This window comes from Zoogloea sp. GW822-FHT05C07, from assembly GCF_058800215.1.
This window is the reverse complement of the sequence record NZ_CM179510.1, coordinates 3,070,514-3,087,528: the sequence shown is the minus strand read 5'-3', so window position 1 is coordinate 3,087,528 and position 17,015 is coordinate 3,070,514. Positions and strand designations below refer to the sequence as shown.

At 66.2% G+C, this 17,015-nt stretch carries 18 protein-coding genes; 10 read left to right on the top strand and 8 right to left on the bottom strand.

What is annotated here, in order from left to right; genetic code table 11:
• Nucleotides 1-52: 52 nt before the first annotated feature.
• The 5 genes from AC3QL2_RS14470 (at nt 53) to AC3QL2_RS14450 (ending at nt 4,210) form a co-directional block, all read left to right on the top strand.
• Nucleotides 53-313, top strand: coding sequence for an accessory factor UbiK family protein (locus AC3QL2_RS14470; protein WP_481120987.1), 261 nt, complete (start codon nt 53-55; stop codon nt 311-313).
• Between the two features lie 106 nt (nt 314-419).
• Nucleotides 420-986, top strand: a complete 567-nt coding sequence (locus AC3QL2_RS14465) for a YceI family protein (RefSeq protein WP_493231089.1) — start codon at nt 420-422, stop codon at nt 984-986.
• Between the two features lie 63 nt (nt 987-1,049).
• Nucleotides 1,050-2,549 carry a YifB family Mg chelatase-like AAA ATPase gene (locus AC3QL2_RS14460; RefSeq protein ID WP_493231088.1) on the top strand — a complete coding sequence of 500 codons (1,500 nt, stop codon included), beginning with the start codon at nt 1,050-1,052 and terminating at the stop codon, nt 2,547-2,549.
• Nucleotides 2,550-2,568: 19 nt separating this feature from the next.
• Entirely contained in the window at nt 2,569-2,964 is a 396-nt protein-coding gene (locus AC3QL2_RS14455; RefSeq protein ID WP_493231087.1) for a DUF8785 domain-containing protein, read from the top strand.
• A gap of 13 nt (nt 2,965-2,977) precedes the next feature.
• Nucleotides 2,978-4,210 (top strand): multidrug effflux MFS transporter, encoded by a 1,233-nt coding sequence (locus tag AC3QL2_RS14450; protein WP_493231086.1) that lies wholly within the window; start codon nt 2,978-2,980, stop codon nt 4,208-4,210.
• A 14-nt stretch (nt 4,211-4,224) separates the two neighbouring features.
• Here AC3QL2_RS14450 and AC3QL2_RS14445 read toward each other — a convergent pair whose 3' ends face one another.
• Nucleotides 4,225-4,770: an NUDIX domain-containing protein gene (locus tag AC3QL2_RS14445; RefSeq protein ID WP_493231085.1), complete on the bottom strand. Its 546-nt coding sequence runs from the start codon at nt 4,768-4,770 to the stop codon at nt 4,225-4,227.
• Between the two features lie 117 nt (nt 4,771-4,887).
• Here AC3QL2_RS14445 and AC3QL2_RS14440 point away from each other — a divergent pair, with 117 nt between their 5' ends.
• A complete protein-coding gene (locus tag AC3QL2_RS14440; RefSeq protein ID WP_493231084.1) occupies nt 4,888-5,646 on the top strand; it encodes a hypothetical protein in 759 nt (252 codons plus the stop codon).
• Here the strand turns inward: AC3QL2_RS14440 and AC3QL2_RS14435 are convergent.
• The 7 genes from AC3QL2_RS14435 to AC3QL2_RS14405 form a co-directional block, all read right to left on the bottom strand.
• Nucleotides 5,586-6,161 (bottom strand): putative metalloprotease CJM1_0395 family protein, encoded by a 576-nt coding sequence (locus tag AC3QL2_RS14435; RefSeq protein WP_493231083.1) that lies wholly within the window; start codon nt 6,159-6,161, stop codon nt 5,586-5,588. The two genes, AC3QL2_RS14440 and AC3QL2_RS14435, sit on opposite strands and share 61 nt — an antisense overlap.
• A gap of 67 nt (nt 6,162-6,228) precedes the next feature.
• Nucleotides 6,229-6,954: an ABC transporter ATP-binding protein gene (locus tag AC3QL2_RS14430; protein ID WP_493231082.1), complete on the bottom strand. Its 726-nt coding sequence runs from the start codon at nt 6,952-6,954 to the stop codon at nt 6,229-6,231.
• Nucleotides 6,951-7,739, bottom strand: coding sequence for an ABC transporter ATP-binding protein (locus AC3QL2_RS14425; RefSeq protein WP_493231081.1), 789 nt, complete (start codon nt 7,737-7,739; stop codon nt 6,951-6,953). Before AC3QL2_RS14425 ends, AC3QL2_RS14430 begins: the two co-directional genes overlap by 4 nt.
• Nucleotides 7,736-8,836, bottom strand: coding sequence for an ABC transporter permease subunit (locus AC3QL2_RS14420; protein ID WP_493231080.1), 1,101 nt, complete (start codon nt 8,834-8,836; stop codon nt 7,736-7,738). Before AC3QL2_RS14420 ends, AC3QL2_RS14425 begins: the two co-directional genes overlap by 4 nt.
• A 12-nt stretch (nt 8,837-8,848) precedes the next feature.
• Complete coding sequence (locus tag AC3QL2_RS14415) at nt 8,849-9,781, bottom strand: branched-chain amino acid ABC transporter permease (RefSeq protein ID WP_481120978.1); 933 nt, start codon at nt 9,779-9,781, stop codon at nt 8,849-8,851.
• A 143-nt stretch (nt 9,782-9,924) separates the two neighbouring features.
• Nucleotides 9,925-11,037, bottom strand: coding sequence for a branched-chain amino acid ABC transporter substrate-binding protein (locus tag AC3QL2_RS14410; RefSeq protein WP_493231079.1), 1,113 nt, complete (start codon nt 11,035-11,037; stop codon nt 9,925-9,927).
• Nucleotides 11,038-11,093: 56 nt separating this feature from the next.
• Nucleotides 11,094-12,206 (bottom strand): branched-chain amino acid ABC transporter substrate-binding protein, encoded by a 1,113-nt coding sequence (locus AC3QL2_RS14405; protein ID WP_493231614.1) that lies wholly within the window; start codon nt 12,204-12,206, stop codon nt 11,094-11,096.
• Between the two features lie 134 nt (nt 12,207-12,340).
• Here AC3QL2_RS14405 and bamE point away from each other — a divergent pair, with 134 nt between their 5' ends.
• The 4 genes from bamE to AC3QL2_RS14385 all read left to right on the top strand — a co-directional run bounded on the left by bamE (nt 12,341) and on the right by AC3QL2_RS14385 (nt 16,978).
• On the top strand, nt 12,341-12,823 hold the full coding sequence (gene bamE, locus AC3QL2_RS14400) for an outer membrane protein assembly factor BamE domain-containing protein (RefSeq protein ID WP_493231078.1): 483 nt from the start codon (nt 12,341-12,343) through the stop codon (nt 12,821-12,823).
• Nucleotides 12,824-12,947: 124 nt separating this feature from the next.
• Entirely contained in the window at nt 12,948-14,774 is a 1,827-nt protein-coding gene (locus AC3QL2_RS14395) for a methyl-accepting chemotaxis protein (RefSeq protein WP_493231077.1), read from the top strand.
• A gap of 232 nt (nt 14,775-15,006) precedes the next feature.
• Complete coding sequence (gene adh, locus AC3QL2_RS14390) at nt 15,007-16,527, top strand: aldehyde dehydrogenase (protein ID WP_493231076.1); 1,521 nt, start codon at nt 15,007-15,009, stop codon at nt 16,525-16,527.
• An 82-nt stretch (nt 16,528-16,609) separates the two neighbouring features.
• Complete coding sequence (locus AC3QL2_RS14385) at nt 16,610-16,978, top strand: DUF779 domain-containing protein (RefSeq protein WP_493231075.1); 369 nt, start codon at nt 16,610-16,612, stop codon at nt 16,976-16,978.
• Nucleotides 16,979-17,015: the final 37 nt, after the last annotated feature.

The window sequence follows — 17,015 nt, the reverse complement described above, 5'->3', positions numbered from 1 at the left end:
TAAACTTGAATACAACTTGGATTTTTCCCCTTTTCCCGTGAGGAACGCTGCCATGGCCAATCCCAAAATCCTCGATGAAATCGGTTCGAAGGTTTCCGAACTCCTCGCCAACAGCCCCGCCAAGGATCTCGAAAAGAATGCCCGCGCACTGCTCGCCAGTGGTTTCTCCAGGCTCGACCTGGTAACCCGCGAGGAATTCGATCTGCAGAAGGAAACCCTCGCCCGTTACCGCGACAAGCTGACCGAACTCGAACACCGGGTCGCCCAGCTCGAATCGGAGCTGGCATCGCGTCCGCCGGCAGAGGCGGGTTGAACCTTCCCGCCGTTCCGACTGTCATTAGAAGGGCGCCCCGGCGCCCTTTTTCATGTCAGCCCCAAAGCAATTACAACTCGCCATTTCGGTTTCCCGGAGACATCCCTTGAAGAAGCTGCTCGCCCTGCTGGCCGTCGCCAGCGCCCCGGCTTTCGCCGCCCCGGTCAGTTACACGATCGACTCCAACCACACTTATCCGCTGTTCGAAACGGACCACCTCGGCTTCTCGACCCAGCGCGGGCGCTTCAACAAGACCAGCGGCAAGATCGTCCTCGACACCGCCGCCCACCGCGGCTCGGTGGAGGTCAGCATCGACGCGGGCTCCATCGACATGGGCTTCGCCAAATGGAACGAGAACATGCGCGGCGAGGGCTTCTTCAACACCGATGCCTACCCGACGATCAGCTTCAAGGCCGAGCGCATCAGCTTCGACGGCGACAAGCCGGTGACCGCCGAAGGCAGCCTGACCCTGCTCGGCATCACCAAACCGCTGCAGCTCACCCTGTCCCGCTTCCACTGCGCGCCCCACCCCCTCAACAAGCGCGAAACCTGTGGCGCCGACATCACCGCCCGCCTGAAGCGCTCGGACTTCGGCATGACCAAGAACATCCCGTCCGTCAGCGACGAGGTGCGCCTCGTGATTTCGGTCGAAGCCTACCGCGACCAGCAATGACAATGCGCTAAACCCGGAGCAACACCTGGGCTAGACTGCCGGTTTATTCCAAAAAGATACGCCGTGAGTATAGCCCTTGTGACAAGCCGCGCCCTCGTCGGCCTGCTCGCCCCGGAAGTCACCGTCGAGGTGCATCTGGCCAACGGACTGCCCGCCTTCACACTGGTCGGCCTGCCCGATGCGGAAGTCCGTGAAGCCCGCGACCGCGTGCGCGCCGCACTGCAGACCGGGCAATTCGAGTTCCCCCAGCGGCGTATCACAGTCAACCTGGCGCCGGCCGACCTGCCGAAGGAAGGCGGCTGCTTCGACCTCCCGATCGCGCTGGGCATCCTCGCCGCCTCCGGCCAGATCCCCGCCAAGCAGCTGGACCGTTACGAGTTCGCCGGGGAACTGTCCCTTACCGGCGAACTGCGGCCGGTGCGCGGCGCACTGGCGCTGGCCCGGCAGGCCGCCCACAGCGGGCGCACGCTGATCCTGCCGATCGCCAACGCCCCCGAAGCCGCGCTGGTGCGGAACGTGCAGATGCTGCCGGCACGCAGCCTGTCGGCCGTCGCCGCCCACCTGTGCGGGCACACGCTCCTCGCGCCCCACGACGGCGAGACGCTGGCGCCACCGGCGGCCTATCCCGATCTGGCCGACGTCAAGGGCCAGGCCCACGCCCGCCGGGCGCTGGAGGTTGCCGCCAGCGGCCAGCATTCCCTGCTGCTGTACGGCCCACCGGGCACCGGCAAATCCATGCTGGCCCAGCGCCTGCCCGGCCTGCTGCCGCCGATGGACGACCAAGAGGCGCTGGAAAGCGCCGTCGTGCAATCCATCGAAGGCAGCTTCCGCCCCGAGCGCTGGCGTCAGCGTCCACTCAGAACGCCTCATCACACTTCTTCGACGGCGGCACTGGTCGGTGGTGGCGGAACACCCCGGCCGGGCGAGATCAGCCTCGCGCACAACGGAGTGCTCTACCTCGACGAACTGCCCGAGTTCGACCGCCGCGTGCTGGAAGCCCTGCGCGAACCGCTGGAAAGCGGCCACATCACGATCTCCCGCGCCGCGCGCCGCGCTGAGTTTCCGGCCCGCTTCCAGCTCGTCGCGGCAATGAACCCGTGCCCCTGCGGCTACCACGGCCATCCGGACGGCCGCTGCCGGTGCACGCCAGAACAGGTCAGGCGCTACCGCCAGCGCCTGTCCGGCCCGTTGCTGGACCGCATCGACCTGGTGCTGGAAGTGCCGGCACTGTCGATCAGCGAGTTGCAGACCACGGCCGGCGGCGAAAACTCGGCGGTGGTGCGGGAACGGGTCGCCCGCACGTGGGCCATCCAGCAGGCCCGGCAGGGCATGCCCAACGCACGCCTCGACGCGGCCGGCGTCGACCGCTGGTGCCGGCCGGATGCCGCCGCCGACGCACTGCTGCGTACCGCCATCGAACGCCTGGGCCTGTCGGCGCGCGCCTACCATCGCATCCTGAAAGTGGCGCGTACAATCGCCGACATGAACGGCACCGACAATATCGGCGCCCCCCACGTGGCCGAAGCGGTACAGAGCCGCCGCGGCCCTGGGGAATTCAGCTGAACACGAACAGGAGTATCCCTTGGCATCGACCTTCTCTTCCGGCCTCCCCAGCGCCAGGAACTGGCGCCTGTGGCTCGCCGGTTTCCTCATTCTGGTGGTGGCCCTCGCCGCCGGCTACACCTGGCTGACGCTCAACTGGAGCTATTCGTCCGGCGAACGGGCCGGCTACGTGCAGAAGTTCTCCCAGAAGGGCTGGCTGTGCAAGACCTGGGAGGGGGAACTGGCCATCGTCGCGATTCCCGGCAGCCTGCCGGAAATCTTCAAGTTCACCGTGCGCGACGACAAGGTCGCCGCCGCCATCAACACGGAGATGGGCAAACGGGTCGCACTCTCCTACGAACAGCACGTGGGCATCCCGTCCACCTGCTTCGGCGAAACCGGTTACTACGTCACCCAGATCCACGCCGTCGAGTAAAGCACCTCATCCCATGCCCTATGCCCAGTTGGCGGCGCTGCTCGCAGCGCTCGCCACTGTCGGTCCGTTCTCGATCGACACCTATCTCCCGGCCCTGCAAGCCATCGGCCTCGACCTGCACGTCAGCCCCGTCGAAGTCCAGCAAACCCTTACCGCCTACATGCTGCCGATGGGCGCGATGGTGCTGTGGCACGGCGCCCTGTCCGACGCCTACGGCCGCAAGCGGGTGATCGTCATCTCGATGCTGCTGTTCACGCTGGCCTCGCTGGTCTGCGTATTTGCCGGCAGCATCCAGACCCTGCTGATCGGCCGCGGCCTGCAGGGCATCAGCGCCGGCGCCGGCATGGTGGTCGGCCGCGCCGTGGTGCGCGACCTGATGGAAGGCCCGCGCGCCCAGCGCATGATGAGCCACGTCAGCATGGCCTTTGCCCTCGGCCCCGCCATCGCCCCCATCCTCGGCGGCTGGATCTACAGCACTTTCGGCTGGCGCGCGGTGTTCGTCTTCCTGGCCCTGCTGGGCGTCGTGCTGGCCAGCCTGTGTGCGTGGAAGCTGCCGGAAACCCATCCGGCGGCGGCCCGCCACCCGCTCCATCCCGGCTCGCTGGCGCGGCGCTACACGCAGGTCTTCCGCTCACCGGGCTTCCTGCTGCTGACCTTCGCGGTCGGGCTCAACTTCAACGGCTTCTTCATCTACGTGCTGTCGGCGCCGGTGTTCCTGATGCGCCACCTGCAGCTGCCGGAAACCGGTTTCGGCTGGTTCTTCATCCCCTGCGTGCTGGGCATGATGGGCGGCTCGGCACTGTCGGCGCGGCTGGCCGGCCGGCAGTCGCAGGCACGCACCATAGCCATCGGTTACGGGGTGATGATCGGCGCCGCCGCGCTCAACCTGGGGATGTCCTTCCTGATGCAGGCCGGCCTGCCCCACTCGGTGGTGCCGATCGCCCTCTACAACTTCGGCATGGCCATCGCGATGCCCAGCCTGACGCTGCTGGCGCTGGAGCACTTCCCGGCCCAGCGCGGCGTCGCGTCAAGCTGCCAGAGCTTCCTGCAGATGTTGGTCAGCGCCGGAGCCGCTGGCGCGCTGGCGCCCGCCCTGTGGGACACGGTGCCAGGGCTGGCGACCGGCGCAACGGGCTGTCTGCTGCTCGGAATGGCCTGCTTCGGACTGTGGTGGCACTTCTACCACCGCAGCAGCCGGGCCGCCGCCGATCAGCACATTCAAGCGACAGACTCCGACGAACCCTAGCCGACGCGGCGCAATCAGCCCTTGGCCAGCTCCCGCTCCGCCCAGAACAGCGCGGTGATGGTCTTGGCGTCGGTGATACGGCCGTCGAAGACCGCCTCGCGGGCCTCCGCCAGGCTGAGGGTCAGGATTTCCAGGAACTCCCCTTCATCCCAGGCGTGGCCGACATGCTCCAGGCCGGTGGCGAGGAAGATCTCGATGCGCTCGTTGGAGTAGCCGATGCACGGGTGCATCACGCCCAGGTAACGCCACTGCTCCGTGACGTAGCCGGTTTCCTCCTGCAGTTCGCGGCGGGCGCAGTCGAGGATGTCCTCGTCCGGATCGAGCTTGCCTGCCGGCAGTTCGAGGAAAGCCCGCCCCACCGGGTAACGGAACTGGCGCTCGAAGACCAGGCGGCCATCCGCCAACACCGGGATCACCACCACCGCGCCCGGATGCTTGATGTACTCACGCACGCCATCCTTGCCGTCGGGCAGGCGCACTTGGTCCCGATGAACCTTCAGCAGGCGTCCCTCGAACACCAGCTCCGACGACAATTGCGCCTCGTGCAACGGATCCGTCATCCCATTCTCCTTCGTGCTTACGCAGATTCGATAAAGGCCGAAGCATGGCATCCCGGACATGGGGCTGACCAGCCCATCCGGCATAATCGGGGCCTGTTCCCCCGTCACGCCCTCCCCGTGCCTGCTTCCTTTCCCCGCCTGCGCGACCACCTGCTCGACCCCAGCGGCGGTCTGGTCTATCACCTGCGTGCATGGCGGCAGCGCCACCGGCATTGGGCGGCCTTCCACGCCGTGGTGGCCGGCTGGCTGGATACGTGGCAAGTCATGGAGAAGGAACTGGTCATCGTCGGCCCCAATGCGGGCTACGCGCTGCCGGACGGCTTCCTGGGCCGCTTCGACGGCGTCGTCGCGCTGGAGCCCGATCCCCTCGCCCGCCATCTGCTCGCCCGCCGCCGCGACGCGACGGCGCTGCGCTTCGACCGGCTGGACTGCCTGCGCACACCGGACGGCCTGGCATGGCTGGCCGCATGCTTTCCGCACGCGGCCTTCCTGTTCTCCAATGTGCTCGGCCAGATCGCCGCGCCGGCGGAGGACTGGTCCGCGCTACTCCAACACCACCTGGCTGGACGCAGCTGGGCGAGCTATCACGACGTGATCTCGACCCTCACCGCACCAGGCCGCCGGGATGTGCTGACAATTGTGGAGACGGAAAGCCTGGAAACGACGCTGGCACGCTTCTGGCTGGGCCAGACCCTCACGGTGACGGACCACGCCACCTTCCGCCTCGGCGGCACCGGCCCCTTTGCCTATGCGCCGTGGCCGATAACCGTCGCCCGCTGGCACCTCGTCGAGTGGGTGGCCCACCGGGCGCAGGGTCAGGCCCAGGTATTGACGCGGCTGCCCGACGACGCCTGCCCGCCGGCGACGCTGAGGTAGAGGGCGCTGGCCGGGTCGTCGTTGCCGCTGCTCGTCGTACTGCCGGTCTTCTGGGTGGATGCATCGGCCAGCTCGATGCGCGCCTCGGTCGCCATCTGCTCGGCCCGCGCGGCGACGCTGCGGTCCTGCGCCGACGGGTCGGCGGGCGCCAGTGCCGATGCTCGGACCTGCTCGGCCTTGCGCAGGGTGTCCTGCGGAGTACGCCCCGGCGAGACATCGATGCTGACCTCGCCGCCATTGGCGTAGCGCTTGCCGTCCGGTCCGGTCTGATAGGTGTAGCTGGCACCGCTAGTGACGACACCGGCTCCGGCGGCGATGTGGGCCAGCTCATGGGCACGCACGGCCCGGTCCTGCTGCTGCAGCTTGGCCACGACGCGCTGGTCCGACTCGCTGAGCTTGCCATTGGCCCCCGTCGAGACCCCGGAGGAGGACGCAGCAACGCTACCTCTGGACTGGACGGCCAGGGATTGGCTGAAAGCAGCAAGAGAGGACGTGCCGATGGACGGAACGGACATGAGTGAAGTTGAGGGAATCCTGTCCCTGAAGACTAGACGGCAAACCGAGCCACGTCAGCCCTGTCCTTCACTCCCCCAGGTAGGCCGCGCGCACCTTGGGATCGGCCAGCAGGTCGGCTCCCGAACCGCTGAGGGTGATGCGCCCTGACTCCATCACGTAGGCCCGTTGCGAAAACTCCAGCGCCAGGTTGGCATTCTGCTCGACCAGCAGGATGGTGACGCCCTCGGCGGCCACCGAGCGGATCACCTCGAAGATCTTTTCCACCACCAGAGGCGCCAGGCCCATCGACGGCTCATCCAGCAGCAGCAACTTGGGCCGCGACAACAGCGCGCGACCGATGGCCACCATCTGCTGTTCGCCACCCGACAGGGTACCAGCCACCTGGGCCAGGCGCTCCTTGACCCGCGGCAGCATGCCGAAGATGCGCTCCATGTCCGCCTCGACGGCCTCCGTGTCACGCCGGCAGTAGGCCCCCATGCGCAGGTTTTCCTCGACGGTCAGGCGCGTGAAGATGCCGCGCCCCTCCGGCACCAGGGCCAGGCCCTTGCGCAGGCGCTTGTGGGCCGGCAGCTTGTCGATGGCCTCACCGGCGTAGCGGATCTCGCCGCCGGCGGTGCTGAGGGTGCCGGCGATGGCGTTCAGCGTGGTGGTCTTGCCAGCGCCGTTGGCCCCGATCAGGGACACCAGCTCGCCCTTCGCCAGTTCCAGGCTGATGCCCTTCACCGCCTTGATGGCGCCGTAGGCCACCTTGGTGTCGCGCAGTTGGAGGATCGGCGTGTTCGCGTCGCTCATGCTGCCGCTCCTGCCTTGTGGTTGCCATGCCCGCCCAGGTAGGCGGAAATCACGGCGTCGTTCTTCTGCACCTCGGCGGGCACGTCCTCGGCGATCTTCCTGCCGAAATCGAGCACCGCCAGGCGGTCGCACAGACCCATCACCAGCTTCACGTCGTGCTCGATGAGCAGCACGGTGACGCCGTCCTGGCGGATGGTCTGCACCAGCTCACGCAGCTTGACGGTTTCGGTGGCGTTCATGCCCGCCGCCGGCTCGTCGAGGGCCAGCAGCTGCGGCTCGGTGGCCAGCGCGCGGGCGATCTCCAGGCGGCGCTGGTCGCCGTAGGAGAGGTTCTTCGACACCGTGTCGGCGAAGCGCTCGATACCCACGTAGCGCAGCAGCTCGTAGGCGCGCTCGGTGATCAGGCGCTCCTCCTCCCTGGCCTGGCGGGTCTGCAGCAGGATTGAAAACGGGTTAGCGCGGGAGCGGATGTGGTGGCCCGCCATCACGTTCTCCAGCGCCGTCATGTCGCGGAACAGGCGGATGTTCTGGAAGGTGCGGGCGATGCCGGCCTCCACCACCTGGTGCGGCTTGCCGGTGGGCAGTTCGGTGCCGTTGAAGACCACCTCGCCGCTGTCCGGCACGTAGGCCCCGGTCAACACGTTGAAGAAGGTCGTCTTGCCGGCGCCGTTGGGGCCGATCAGGCCATACACCTCGCCCTTGCGGATGGTCAGCGACACATCGGACAGCGCCGTCAGGCCGCCGAAGCGCTTGGTGATGCCGCGGGCTTCGAGCAGGGTGATCACTTGTCAGCCTCCTTGCCGACCACCAGCTCGGGGCGGGAATAGCGGCTGTAGGCGGGGATCAGCCCGGCCGGGCGCAGCAGCATCATGAAGATCATCGCCAGCGACAGCAGCAGCATGCGCAGCACTTCGGGGTCGAGGATGACCTTGTCGAACAGCGCCTGCTGCACCGGGATCGCCACGTAGCGCAGCACCTCGGGCAGCGCGGTGAGGGCCAGCGCACCGACGATGACGCCGGCCAGGTTGCCCATGCCACCGAAGACGATCATCGTCAGCACCGCGATGGACTCCATCAGCGAGAAGCTCTCCGGCGAGACGAAGCCCTGGAAGGCCGCGAACAGCCCACCGGACACGCCACCAAAGGTGGCGCCAAGGGAGAAGGCCAGCAGCTTCATGTTGCGGGTGTTGATGCCGATCGCCTTGGCGGCCAGCTCGTCGTCGCGGATCGCCGCCCACGCGCGGCCGACCCGCGACACCTGCAGGCGCTGCACGAGCACCACCGACAGCGCAACGAAGGCCAGAAAGATGTAGTAGTACTGGAACAGGGAATTGACGGTGATCTCCTCGCCGATCTTCAGCGGCTTGGAGACGTCCCAGCCGAACAGCACCAGCGGGTCGATCATGTTGATGCCCTGGGGCCCGTTGGTGATGTTGATCGGCTGGTTCAGGTTGTTCAGGAAGATCCGCACGATCTCCCCGAAGCCCAGCGTGACGATGGCCAGGTAGTCGCCGCGCAGGCGCAGCGTCGGCAGGCCAAGGATGATGCCGGCCAGCGCCGCGCAGCCGGCACCCAGCGGCAGCACCAGCCAGAACGGCAGATGCAGCTCGAACTGCGGCGAGGCCAGGAAGGCAAAGGTGTAGGCTCCCACCGCGTAGAACGCGATGTAGCCCAGGTCGAGCAGGCCGGCGAAGCCCACCACCAGATTGAGGCCGATGGCGAGCATCACGTAGAGCATCGCGAAATCAAGGATGCGCACCCAGGTCTTGCCGAACAGCATGGCGATCAACGGGGCCGCAAAGGCCAGCAGGATCACCACGCCACGGGCCGCCGCCGGGTTGCGTTTGCCAAGCCAGGGGATGGCGAGAGCGAGTTCGTTCATGTGCAGAAGGCCTCAGGCTCGATCAGCGACCCGCTCACCCAGCAGGCCGGTGGGCCGGAAGATGAGCACGATGCCGAGGATCATGAAGGCGAAGATGTCCTGGTAGCTGGAGTTGAGGAAGCCGAAGCTCATGTCCTCGATGTAACCGGCTCCGATGGATTCGACGAGACCCAGCACCAGCCCGCCGAGCATCGCCCCGCCCAGGTTGCCGATGCCGCCCAGCACCGCCGCGGTGAAGGCCTTGAGGCCGGGCATGAAGCCCATCGCGTAGTGGGCGATGCCGTAGTTGGACGAGAACATCACGCCGGCCACCGCCGCCAGTGCGGAACCGATGATGAAGGTGGCGGCGATGATCTTGTTGGTGTCCACGCCCATCAGGCTGGCCACCTTGTGGTTCTCGGCGGTGGCGCGCATCGCGCGGCCGAGGCGGGTTTTATTGACGAGCAGCATCAGCGCCACCATCAACAGGGCCGACACCACCAGGATGGCGATCTGCACCGGTGTGATGAAGACGCCGGCCACCGGCTCCAGCGGCGTGGTGGACACCAGCTGCGGGAAGGTATGGTAGTTGCGGCCCCAGATGATCATCGCGATCGTCTGCAGCAGGAAGGACACGCCGATGGCGGTGATCAGCGGGGCCAGCCGCGGCGCGTTGCGCAGGCGGCGGTAGGCGGTCCGCTCGATGGTGTAGCCGAGCACCATGCACACCAGCACGGAGGCGGCCAGGCCGCCGAGCAGCGTCGGCACCAGGCCGAGCTCGGGCGCGTAGGTCTGGATCAGGCGGATCGCCTCGAGGGCGACCAGCGCGCCGACCATCAGCACGTCGCCGTGGGCGAAATTGATCAGCCCGAGAATGCCATAGACCATCGTGTAGCCGAGAGCGACCAGCGCATACACGCTGCCCACGACGAGGCCATTCACGGTTTGTTGAAGGAGGGTTTCCATTAATTGCGATACACCGCAGAGTGAAGAGAGGGAAAGACCCCGGTTGGGGCGAACTCGATCGCCCCCGGAGATACAACAATGGGCGCCGGTCGCCTGAAAGTCGACTCCGCGCCCATTCGAGCCCCTGAGGGCTGGATGCCTGATTACTGCACGGCCTCCCACTTGCCGGCCTTGAACTGGTAGACGGTGACCGCACCGTCCTTGATGTCACCCTTGGCGTCGAAGGCCACGGTGCCGATCACGCCGGGGAAATGCACCTTCGAGATGAAGGGGCCGTACTTGGCCGGATCGGAACTGTTGGCAGCCTTCATCGCCTCGATGATCGCTGCGGTGGCGTCGTAGGAATACGGCGCGTAGATCTGCACGTCGGCGTTGAAGCGCTTCTTGAAGCGGGCGTTGAAGTCCTTGCCACCCGGCATCTTGTCCAGCGGCAGGCCAGGCTGAGTGCAGAAGGCGTTGGCGCCGATCGCATCGCCGGCCAGCTTGGCGATCTCGCCGGTGCAACCGCCGTCGCCGGTGATGAACTTGGCGGTGATGCCGAGTTGCTTGATCTGCTTGAGCATCGGGCCGCCCTGGGTGTCCATGCCGCTATAGACGATCACGTCCGGGTTCTGGGCCTTGATGCGAGTCAGGATGGCCAGGAAGTCGGTGGCCTTGTCGCTGGTGAACTCACGCCCGGTCAGCGTGCCGCCGGCGCCCTTGACGGCCTTGTCCACCTCGTCGGCGAGACCCTGGCCGTAGGCCGTGCGGTCGTCGATCAGCGCGACCCGCTTGCCCAGCTTGGTGGCGGCGTAGCGGCCGATGGCCTGGCCCTGCTGCACGTCGTTGGCGATGGTGCGGAAAGCGCCCTTGAAGCCCTGCTGGGTCAGCTTGGGGTTGGTGGAGGCCGGCGACACCTGCGGCAGGCCGGCTTCGTTGTAGATCCGCGAGGCGGGGATGGAGGCACCGGAATTGAGGTGGCCGATGACACCCTTCACACCGCTGTCAGCCAAACGCTGGGCCACCGTGGTGGCGGTCTTCGGGTCGGCCTGGTCGTCTTCGGCCTGCACCTCGAATTTCACCTTCTTGCCGCCGAGGGTCACACCCTTGGCGTTGTACTCCTCGATGGCCAGACGCACGCCGTTCTCGATGTCCTTGCCCAGGTGGGCCTGGGTACCGGTCAGCGGCGCGGCGGTGCCGAGCTTGACGACTTCCTGCGCGTAGGCGCCGGATGCACCAAGACCGAGCACGGCAAGGGCGACAAGGGTGTGTTTCATGCGGTTTTCTCCTCGGATTTGTAAGGTGTGAAGCAGGCAAGCAACTTCGGGGCCGTTCAGTTGCGGGGTTCCCACTGGCCGGCCTTGAACTGATACAGGGACACGCCGCCCTCGCGGCTGTCGCCGTTGGCATCGAAGGCGATGTTGCCGGTGATGCCCTTGAATGCGACTTTCTGCAATAACGGCAGATAACGGATGGGATCGGCCGAATTGGCCAGCTTCATCGCTTCGATGAGTGCGGTAGTGGCATCGTAGCTGTAGGGCGCATAGAGCTGCACCGGCACCTTGAAACGCGCCTTGAAGCGCTCGTTGAACTGCTTGCCGCCTGGCATCTTCTCCATTGCGATGCCCGCCTTGGTGCAGTACACGTCCTCGCTCATCGCCGTACCGGCGATCTTGATCATCTCGGCAGTGCACGCACCGTCGCCGCCCAGATACTTGGCACCGATGCCAAGCTGCTTCATTTGCTTGAGGAGCGGTGCGCCCTGAGCGTCCATGCCACCATAGAAGATCGCATCCGGCTGGGCGGCCTTCAGCTTTGTCAGGATGGACGCAAAATCGGTGGCCTTGTCGGAGGTGAACTCCCGCCCGACCGGCGCCAGGCCGCGTCGCTTGAGGCTGTCCACCACCGCATCGGCCAGCCCCTGGCCGTAGGCCGTGCGGTCGTCGATGACGGCGATGCGTTTCGCCTTCAGCATGTCGGCGGCAAAGCCGACCATCGCCGCGCCCTGCTGGGTGTCATTGGCGATGATCCGGTAGGTCGTGCGGTAATGCTGCTGGGTCAGCTTGGGGCTGGTGGACGACGGCGTGATCGCCGGAATGCCGGCCTGCTCGTAGATCCGCGAGGCCGGGATCGACGCGCCGGAGGTGACATGCCCAACCACACCCTTCACGCCCGCGTCGGCGAGGCGCTGGGCCACCGTGGTGGCGGTGCGCGGGTCGCCCTGATCATCCTCGGACAGCAGCTCGAAACGCACCTTCTGCCCGCCTAGCAGCACGCCCTTGGCGTTGGCGTCGTCCAGCGCCAACTGGGCGCCATATTGCTCGTCCTTGCCCACGTGGGCGATCGGACCGGTCAGCGGCCCGGCGAAGCCGATCTTCACGACCGTGTCGGCGCGTGCCGCTGCGCCGCCGAACATCACCAGGCCCGCCAGGGCCAGCACCCTCATGCCGTGTTTCACTGTCCGTCCTCCGCCAAGTGGGTTCGTGCCAGAATCGACTGTGAAAGCCTCGGTCCTGCCGGGGGTGGATTGTAACCAAGCCCGACCGCTTTGACCGGAAACGGGTAGATATGGAGCCCCCGATGCGCCAACTGATCGCCCTCCTGCTCGGCGCCCTGGCCGCTCTCGGCCTGGCCGGCTGCGACGCCGCGAACATGCAAGACCTCAAACCCGGCGTGTCCACCGGCTATGACGTGCGTGCCAAGCTCGGCCAACCCGGCATCGAATGGCGCAACGAGGACGGCAGCGTGACCTGGGAATACACACGCCAACCCGAAGGCACCGAATGCTTCATGGCCACCATCGGCCCCGACAACATCCTGCGCAGCCTGGAAAACGTGCTGACTCCGGAGAACTTCGCCCGCGTCCAGCCCGGCTGGAACCGCGACCAGGTCCGCCGCCTGCTCGGCAAACCGCGCAGCATCCAGAAATTCGCGCTGAAAAAAGAAGAAGTGTGGGACTGGCGCCTGCCCCCTGAATTCAACGCTGCCATTTTCTTCAATATCCATTTCGACCAGCACGGCGTCGTCACTGGCACCAGCCGCAGCACCGAAATACGCGGATAACGATAAAACCACATTAAAACAATGGTTTTGTGAAAAAAGTCCGTCCGCATGTTGCAAATAGCCCTTCAGCATCGAGAGCCCAATCCGTTATAAACGCGCACCGACCCCGCCCCGGAGCCCCCCCGTGCGCAACAACCAGCCTGTCAGCCAGAACGAATACGTCATCCCCGATGGCGCGGCAATCATCAGCCGCACCGACCGGAATGGAAAGATCACCGACTGCAACGACGAGTTCATCGCTGCCAGCGGCTTCACCTACGATGAGCTCATTGGCCAGCCCCACAACATCGTTCGTCACCCCGACATGCCGCCGGAAGCCTACCGGGACTTGTGGGACACCCTGCTGCGTGGCCGCCCGTGGAGCGGCATCGTCAAGAACCGCCGCAAGAACGGCGACTTCTACTGGGTAAAGGCCACCGCCACGCCCATCCCCGACGGTTCCGGCTACATGTCCGTACGCATCAAGGCCACGCGCAGCGAGATCAGCAGCGCGGAAGCCCTCTACGCGCAGATGCGGCGCGATCCGGCCATCCTGCTGCAGGAAGGGCGCCTCGCTCCCCGTGGCATCGCCGCGCTGACGCAGCGGATCGTTCCGCCCCTCAGCATCGGCACCCGCATCTACCTGCTCACCGCCTTCATGGCGGCCATCGGGGCCGGTTTCGGCATCGTCGGGCTCAACGATGCGGCCCAGGCCCGTGATGCGCTCAAGCAACACCAGGGCGCACAGGCTGGGATCGTTCAGCAGGTCACGTCCCTGAGCGCCCAGTTGCGGGCCAGCGGCAGTCCTGAGGCGGGCGGGCTGGACCAGCTCGGCGAAACCCTGCGCCGCCAGGGGGATGCGGCCCAGGCCGAATACGCCCGCGCCGAAACCCGCTACCAGAACTTCCTGCAGCTGTTCGTCGGGCTCGGCGCAGTCGGCCTGCTGGCGGCCGCCCTGGGATCCGCCGCGCTGACCCACCGCCTGCGCCAGTCCGTCGCGGCCGGCAAGGGGGTTGCCGAAGCCATCGCCAGCGGCAACCTGCTGCAACCGCTCCCTCAGGCCGGCAACGATGAACTGGGCGCGCTGATCATCCACCTGGCGGTCATGCGCAACAACCTGCACGAGCTGATCGCGTCGATCCGCAACCAGGTCACCGCGCTGCTCACCAACGCCCGCCAGCTCAGCCAGACCGCCGGCGATACCCACCGGCTCGCCGAGGAGCAGTCCGAATCGGCGTCAGCAATGGCCGCCGCCGTCGAGCAGCTGTCGGTGTCCATCGACCACATCGGCGAGCACGCCCGTGAATCGCGGGAGCTCTCCGAGGGCTCCGGCAGCCAGGCCAGCAGCGGCGCCAACGTCATCGCCGCGGCGGCCGGCGAGATGCGCGCCATCGCCGAATCGGTGAATGTGTCGGCCGGTTCCGTGCGGGATCTCGAAAGCCTGTCCGGCGACATCTCGATGATCGTCGGCGTGATCCGCGACATCGCCGACCAGACCAACCTCCTCGCCCTCAACGCGGCCATCGAGGCAGCCCGCGCCGGAGAATCTGGGCGTGGCTTCGCCGTCGTCGCCGACGAAGTGCGCAAATTGGCCGAACGCACCGCCAACTCCACCGCCGAGATCACCACGATGATCGAACGCATCCAGAGCGCCACCCGTGGCGCCGCCGACGACATGGAAGCCGGCGTCACACGGGTGGCCCGCGGCGTCTCGCTGGCCGCCGAGGCCGGCACCACCGTCGGCAGCATCCAGGACAGTACCCAGCGGGTGCTCGCCTCGGTGGCCGGCATCACGCTGGGCCTGGCGGAGCAGTCGACGGCCGCCCGGGACATCGCGCAACGGGTCGAACGCATTGCCGGCACCTCCGAATCCAACGCCGCCAGCGCCGCCACGCTGACCCGAGCGGCCGGCGAACTGGCCGAGCTGTCCCGTCAGCTGGAAGCCGTGTCCGGGCGCTTCCGCATCGCCTGATGCGACGCCAGGTGCTCCATCGTGCACTTCGCATGGAGCACCTGTATCGAAACTGAACACTCCTACCACCCACTCATTGCACTGCACAAAAAATAAACAACCCCGCCAAGCCACTGATAAACAAGACGTTTGAGTCCATAACGAGACCTGATCCGATACTGGCATGCCCCCTGCTGAATAAGGTCTAGCGCTACACGAAGCGTTTTCGAACCGATACCAGGAGGAGATACCCATGCTGTACGCATTGCCCGGCACTGCCGACGCCAAGGTCCAATACAAGTCCAAGTACGACAACTTCATCGGTGGCAAGTGGGTCGCTCCTGTCAAGGGCGAGTACTTCGACGTCATCACCCCGATCACCGGCAAGGCCTACACCCAGGCTGCCCGCTCCACCGCCGAGGACGTCGAGCTGGCCCTCGACGCCGCCCACGCCATCGCCGACAAGTTCGGCCGCAGCCCGGCTGCCGAGCGCGCCAATCTCCTGCTGAAGATCGCCGACCGCCTCGAAGCCAACCTCGAGCTGCTGGCCTACGCCGAGACCGTGGATAACGGCAAGCCGATCCGCGAAACCCTGAATGCCGACATCCCGCTGGCTGTCGACCACTTCCGCTACTTCGCCGGCTGCCTGCGTTCGCAAGAAGGCTCCCTGTCCGAGATCGACGAGAACACCGTCGCCTACCACTTCCATGAGCCCCTGGGCGTCGTCGGCCAGATCATCCCCTGGAACTTCCCGATCCTGATGGCCGCCTGGAAGCTGGCTCCCGCCATCGGCGCCGGCAACTGCGTGGTCCTGAAGCCCGCTGAATCCACCCCGATCTCCATTCTGGTGCTGGCCGAGCTGATCGCCGACCTGCTGCCCCCGGGCGTGCTGAACATCGTCAACGGTTTTGGCCGCGAAGCCGGCATGCCGCTGGCCACCAGCAAGCGCATCGCCAAGATCGCCTTCACCGGCTCCACCGCCACCGGCCGCGTGATCGCCCAGGCCGCTGCGACCAGCCTGATCCCCGCCACCCTGGAACTGGGCGGCAAGTCCCCCAACATCTTCTTCGAAGACATCGCCAACGCTGACGACGAGTTCTTCGACAAGGCCGTCGAAGGTCTGGTGCTGTTCGCCTTCAACCAGGGCGAAGTGTGCACCTGCCCGTCCCGCGCCCTGATTCAGGAATCCATCTACGACAAGTTCATCGAGCGCGCCGTTGGCCGCGTCAAGCTGATCAAGCAGGGCAGCCCGCTGGATACCGACACCATGATCGGTGCCCAGGCTTCCGCTGACCAACTCAGCAAGATCAAGGCTTACCTGGAAATCGGCAAGGGCGAAGGCGCCCAAGTGCTGGTCGGTGGCGATCAGGCTCACCTGGACGGCGAACTGGCCGGCGGCTACTACGTCCAGCCGACCCTGTTCAAGGGCCACAACAAGATGCGCATCTTCCAGGAAGAGATCTTCGGGCCGGTGCTGGCAGTGACCACCTTCAAGGACGAAGCCGAAGCCCTCGAGATCGCCAACGACACCGTCTATGGCCTCGGCGCCGGCGTGTGGAGCCGCGACGGCAGCCGTGCCTTCCGCATGGGCCGCAACATCAAGGCCGGCCGCGTATGGACCAACTGCTACCACGCCTACCCGGCCCACGCTGCCTTCGGCGGCTACAAGGAATCCGGTATCGGCCGTGAAACCCACAAGGTCATGCTCGACCACTATCAGCAGACCAAGAACCTGCTGGTCAGCTACAGCCCGAACAAGCTGGGCTTCTTCTGATCCCAGAGCTTCACGAGTAAGGCAAGGTGTTACGGGGCGGGTCTCTCGCCCCGTTTTTTTTCGCCCTCAGGAAAGCACGAACATGACCGAACGCATCGTGGCCACCGAAGCCGCCAATCAATACATCGACGAACTGCGCGCCGATCACGGCCCGCTGATGTTCCTGCTGTCCGGCGGCTGCTGCGACGGCAGCGTACCTAACTGCTACAAGGTCGGCGAGGTGCTCCCCGGCCAGAGCATGCTCAAGCTGGGCGCGGTCAATGGCGCTGATTTCTACCTGGGGCACCAGGAATTCCAGTACTACGAGAACAGCCAGCTGACCCTCGACGTGAAGCCGGGCAACGGCGGCGACTTCTCCCTCGACTGCGGCCGCGGCAAGGCCTTCTTCACCCACTCGCGCCCGTTCACCGACGACGAGCTGCCCAGCGTGCGTCCCGTAAGCACGGGCTGAAAACAGGAAAGAAATGCGCCCCCACCATCGGGAGCGC

Coding starts and splice junctions, on each gene's coding strand:
- bamE (WP_493231078.1), top strand. CDS start 12,341: ATGCGCCAACTGATCGCCCTCCTGCTCGGCGCCCTGGCCGCTCTCGGC.
- AC3QL2_RS14450 (WP_493231086.1), top strand. CDS start 2,978: ATGCCCTATGCCCAGTTGGCGGCGCTGCTCGCAGCGCTCGCCACTGTC.
- AC3QL2_RS14405 (WP_493231614.1), bottom strand. CDS start 12,206: ATGAGGGTGCTGGCCCTGGCGGGCCTGGTGATGTTCGGCGGCGCAGCG.
- AC3QL2_RS14435 (WP_493231083.1), bottom strand. CDS start 6,161: ATGTCCGTTCCGTCCATCGGCACGTCCTCTCTTGCTGCTTTCAGCCAA.
- AC3QL2_RS14420 (WP_493231080.1), bottom strand. CDS start 8,836: ATGAACGAACTCGCTCTCGCCATCCCCTGGCTTGGCAAACGCAACCCG.
- AC3QL2_RS14470 (WP_481120987.1), top strand. CDS start 53: ATGGCCAATCCCAAAATCCTCGATGAAATCGGTTCGAAGGTTTCCGAA.
- AC3QL2_RS14410 (WP_493231079.1), bottom strand. CDS start 11,037: ATGAAACACACCCTTGTCGCCCTTGCCGTGCTCGGTCTTGGTGCATCC.
- AC3QL2_RS14385 (WP_493231075.1), top strand. CDS start 16,610: ATGACCGAACGCATCGTGGCCACCGAAGCCGCCAATCAATACATCGAC.
- AC3QL2_RS14415 (WP_481120978.1), bottom strand. CDS start 9,781: ATGGAAACCCTCCTTCAACAAACCGTGAATGGCCTCGTCGTGGGCAGC.
- AC3QL2_RS14430 (WP_493231082.1), bottom strand. CDS start 6,954: ATGAGCGACGCGAACACGCCGATCCTCCAACTGCGCGACACCAAGGTG.
- AC3QL2_RS14445 (WP_493231085.1), bottom strand. CDS start 4,770: ATGACGGATCCGTTGCACGAGGCGCAATTGTCGTCGGAGCTGGTGTTC.
- adh (WP_493231076.1), top strand. CDS start 15,007: ATGCTGTACGCATTGCCCGGCACTGCCGACGCCAAGGTCCAATACAAG.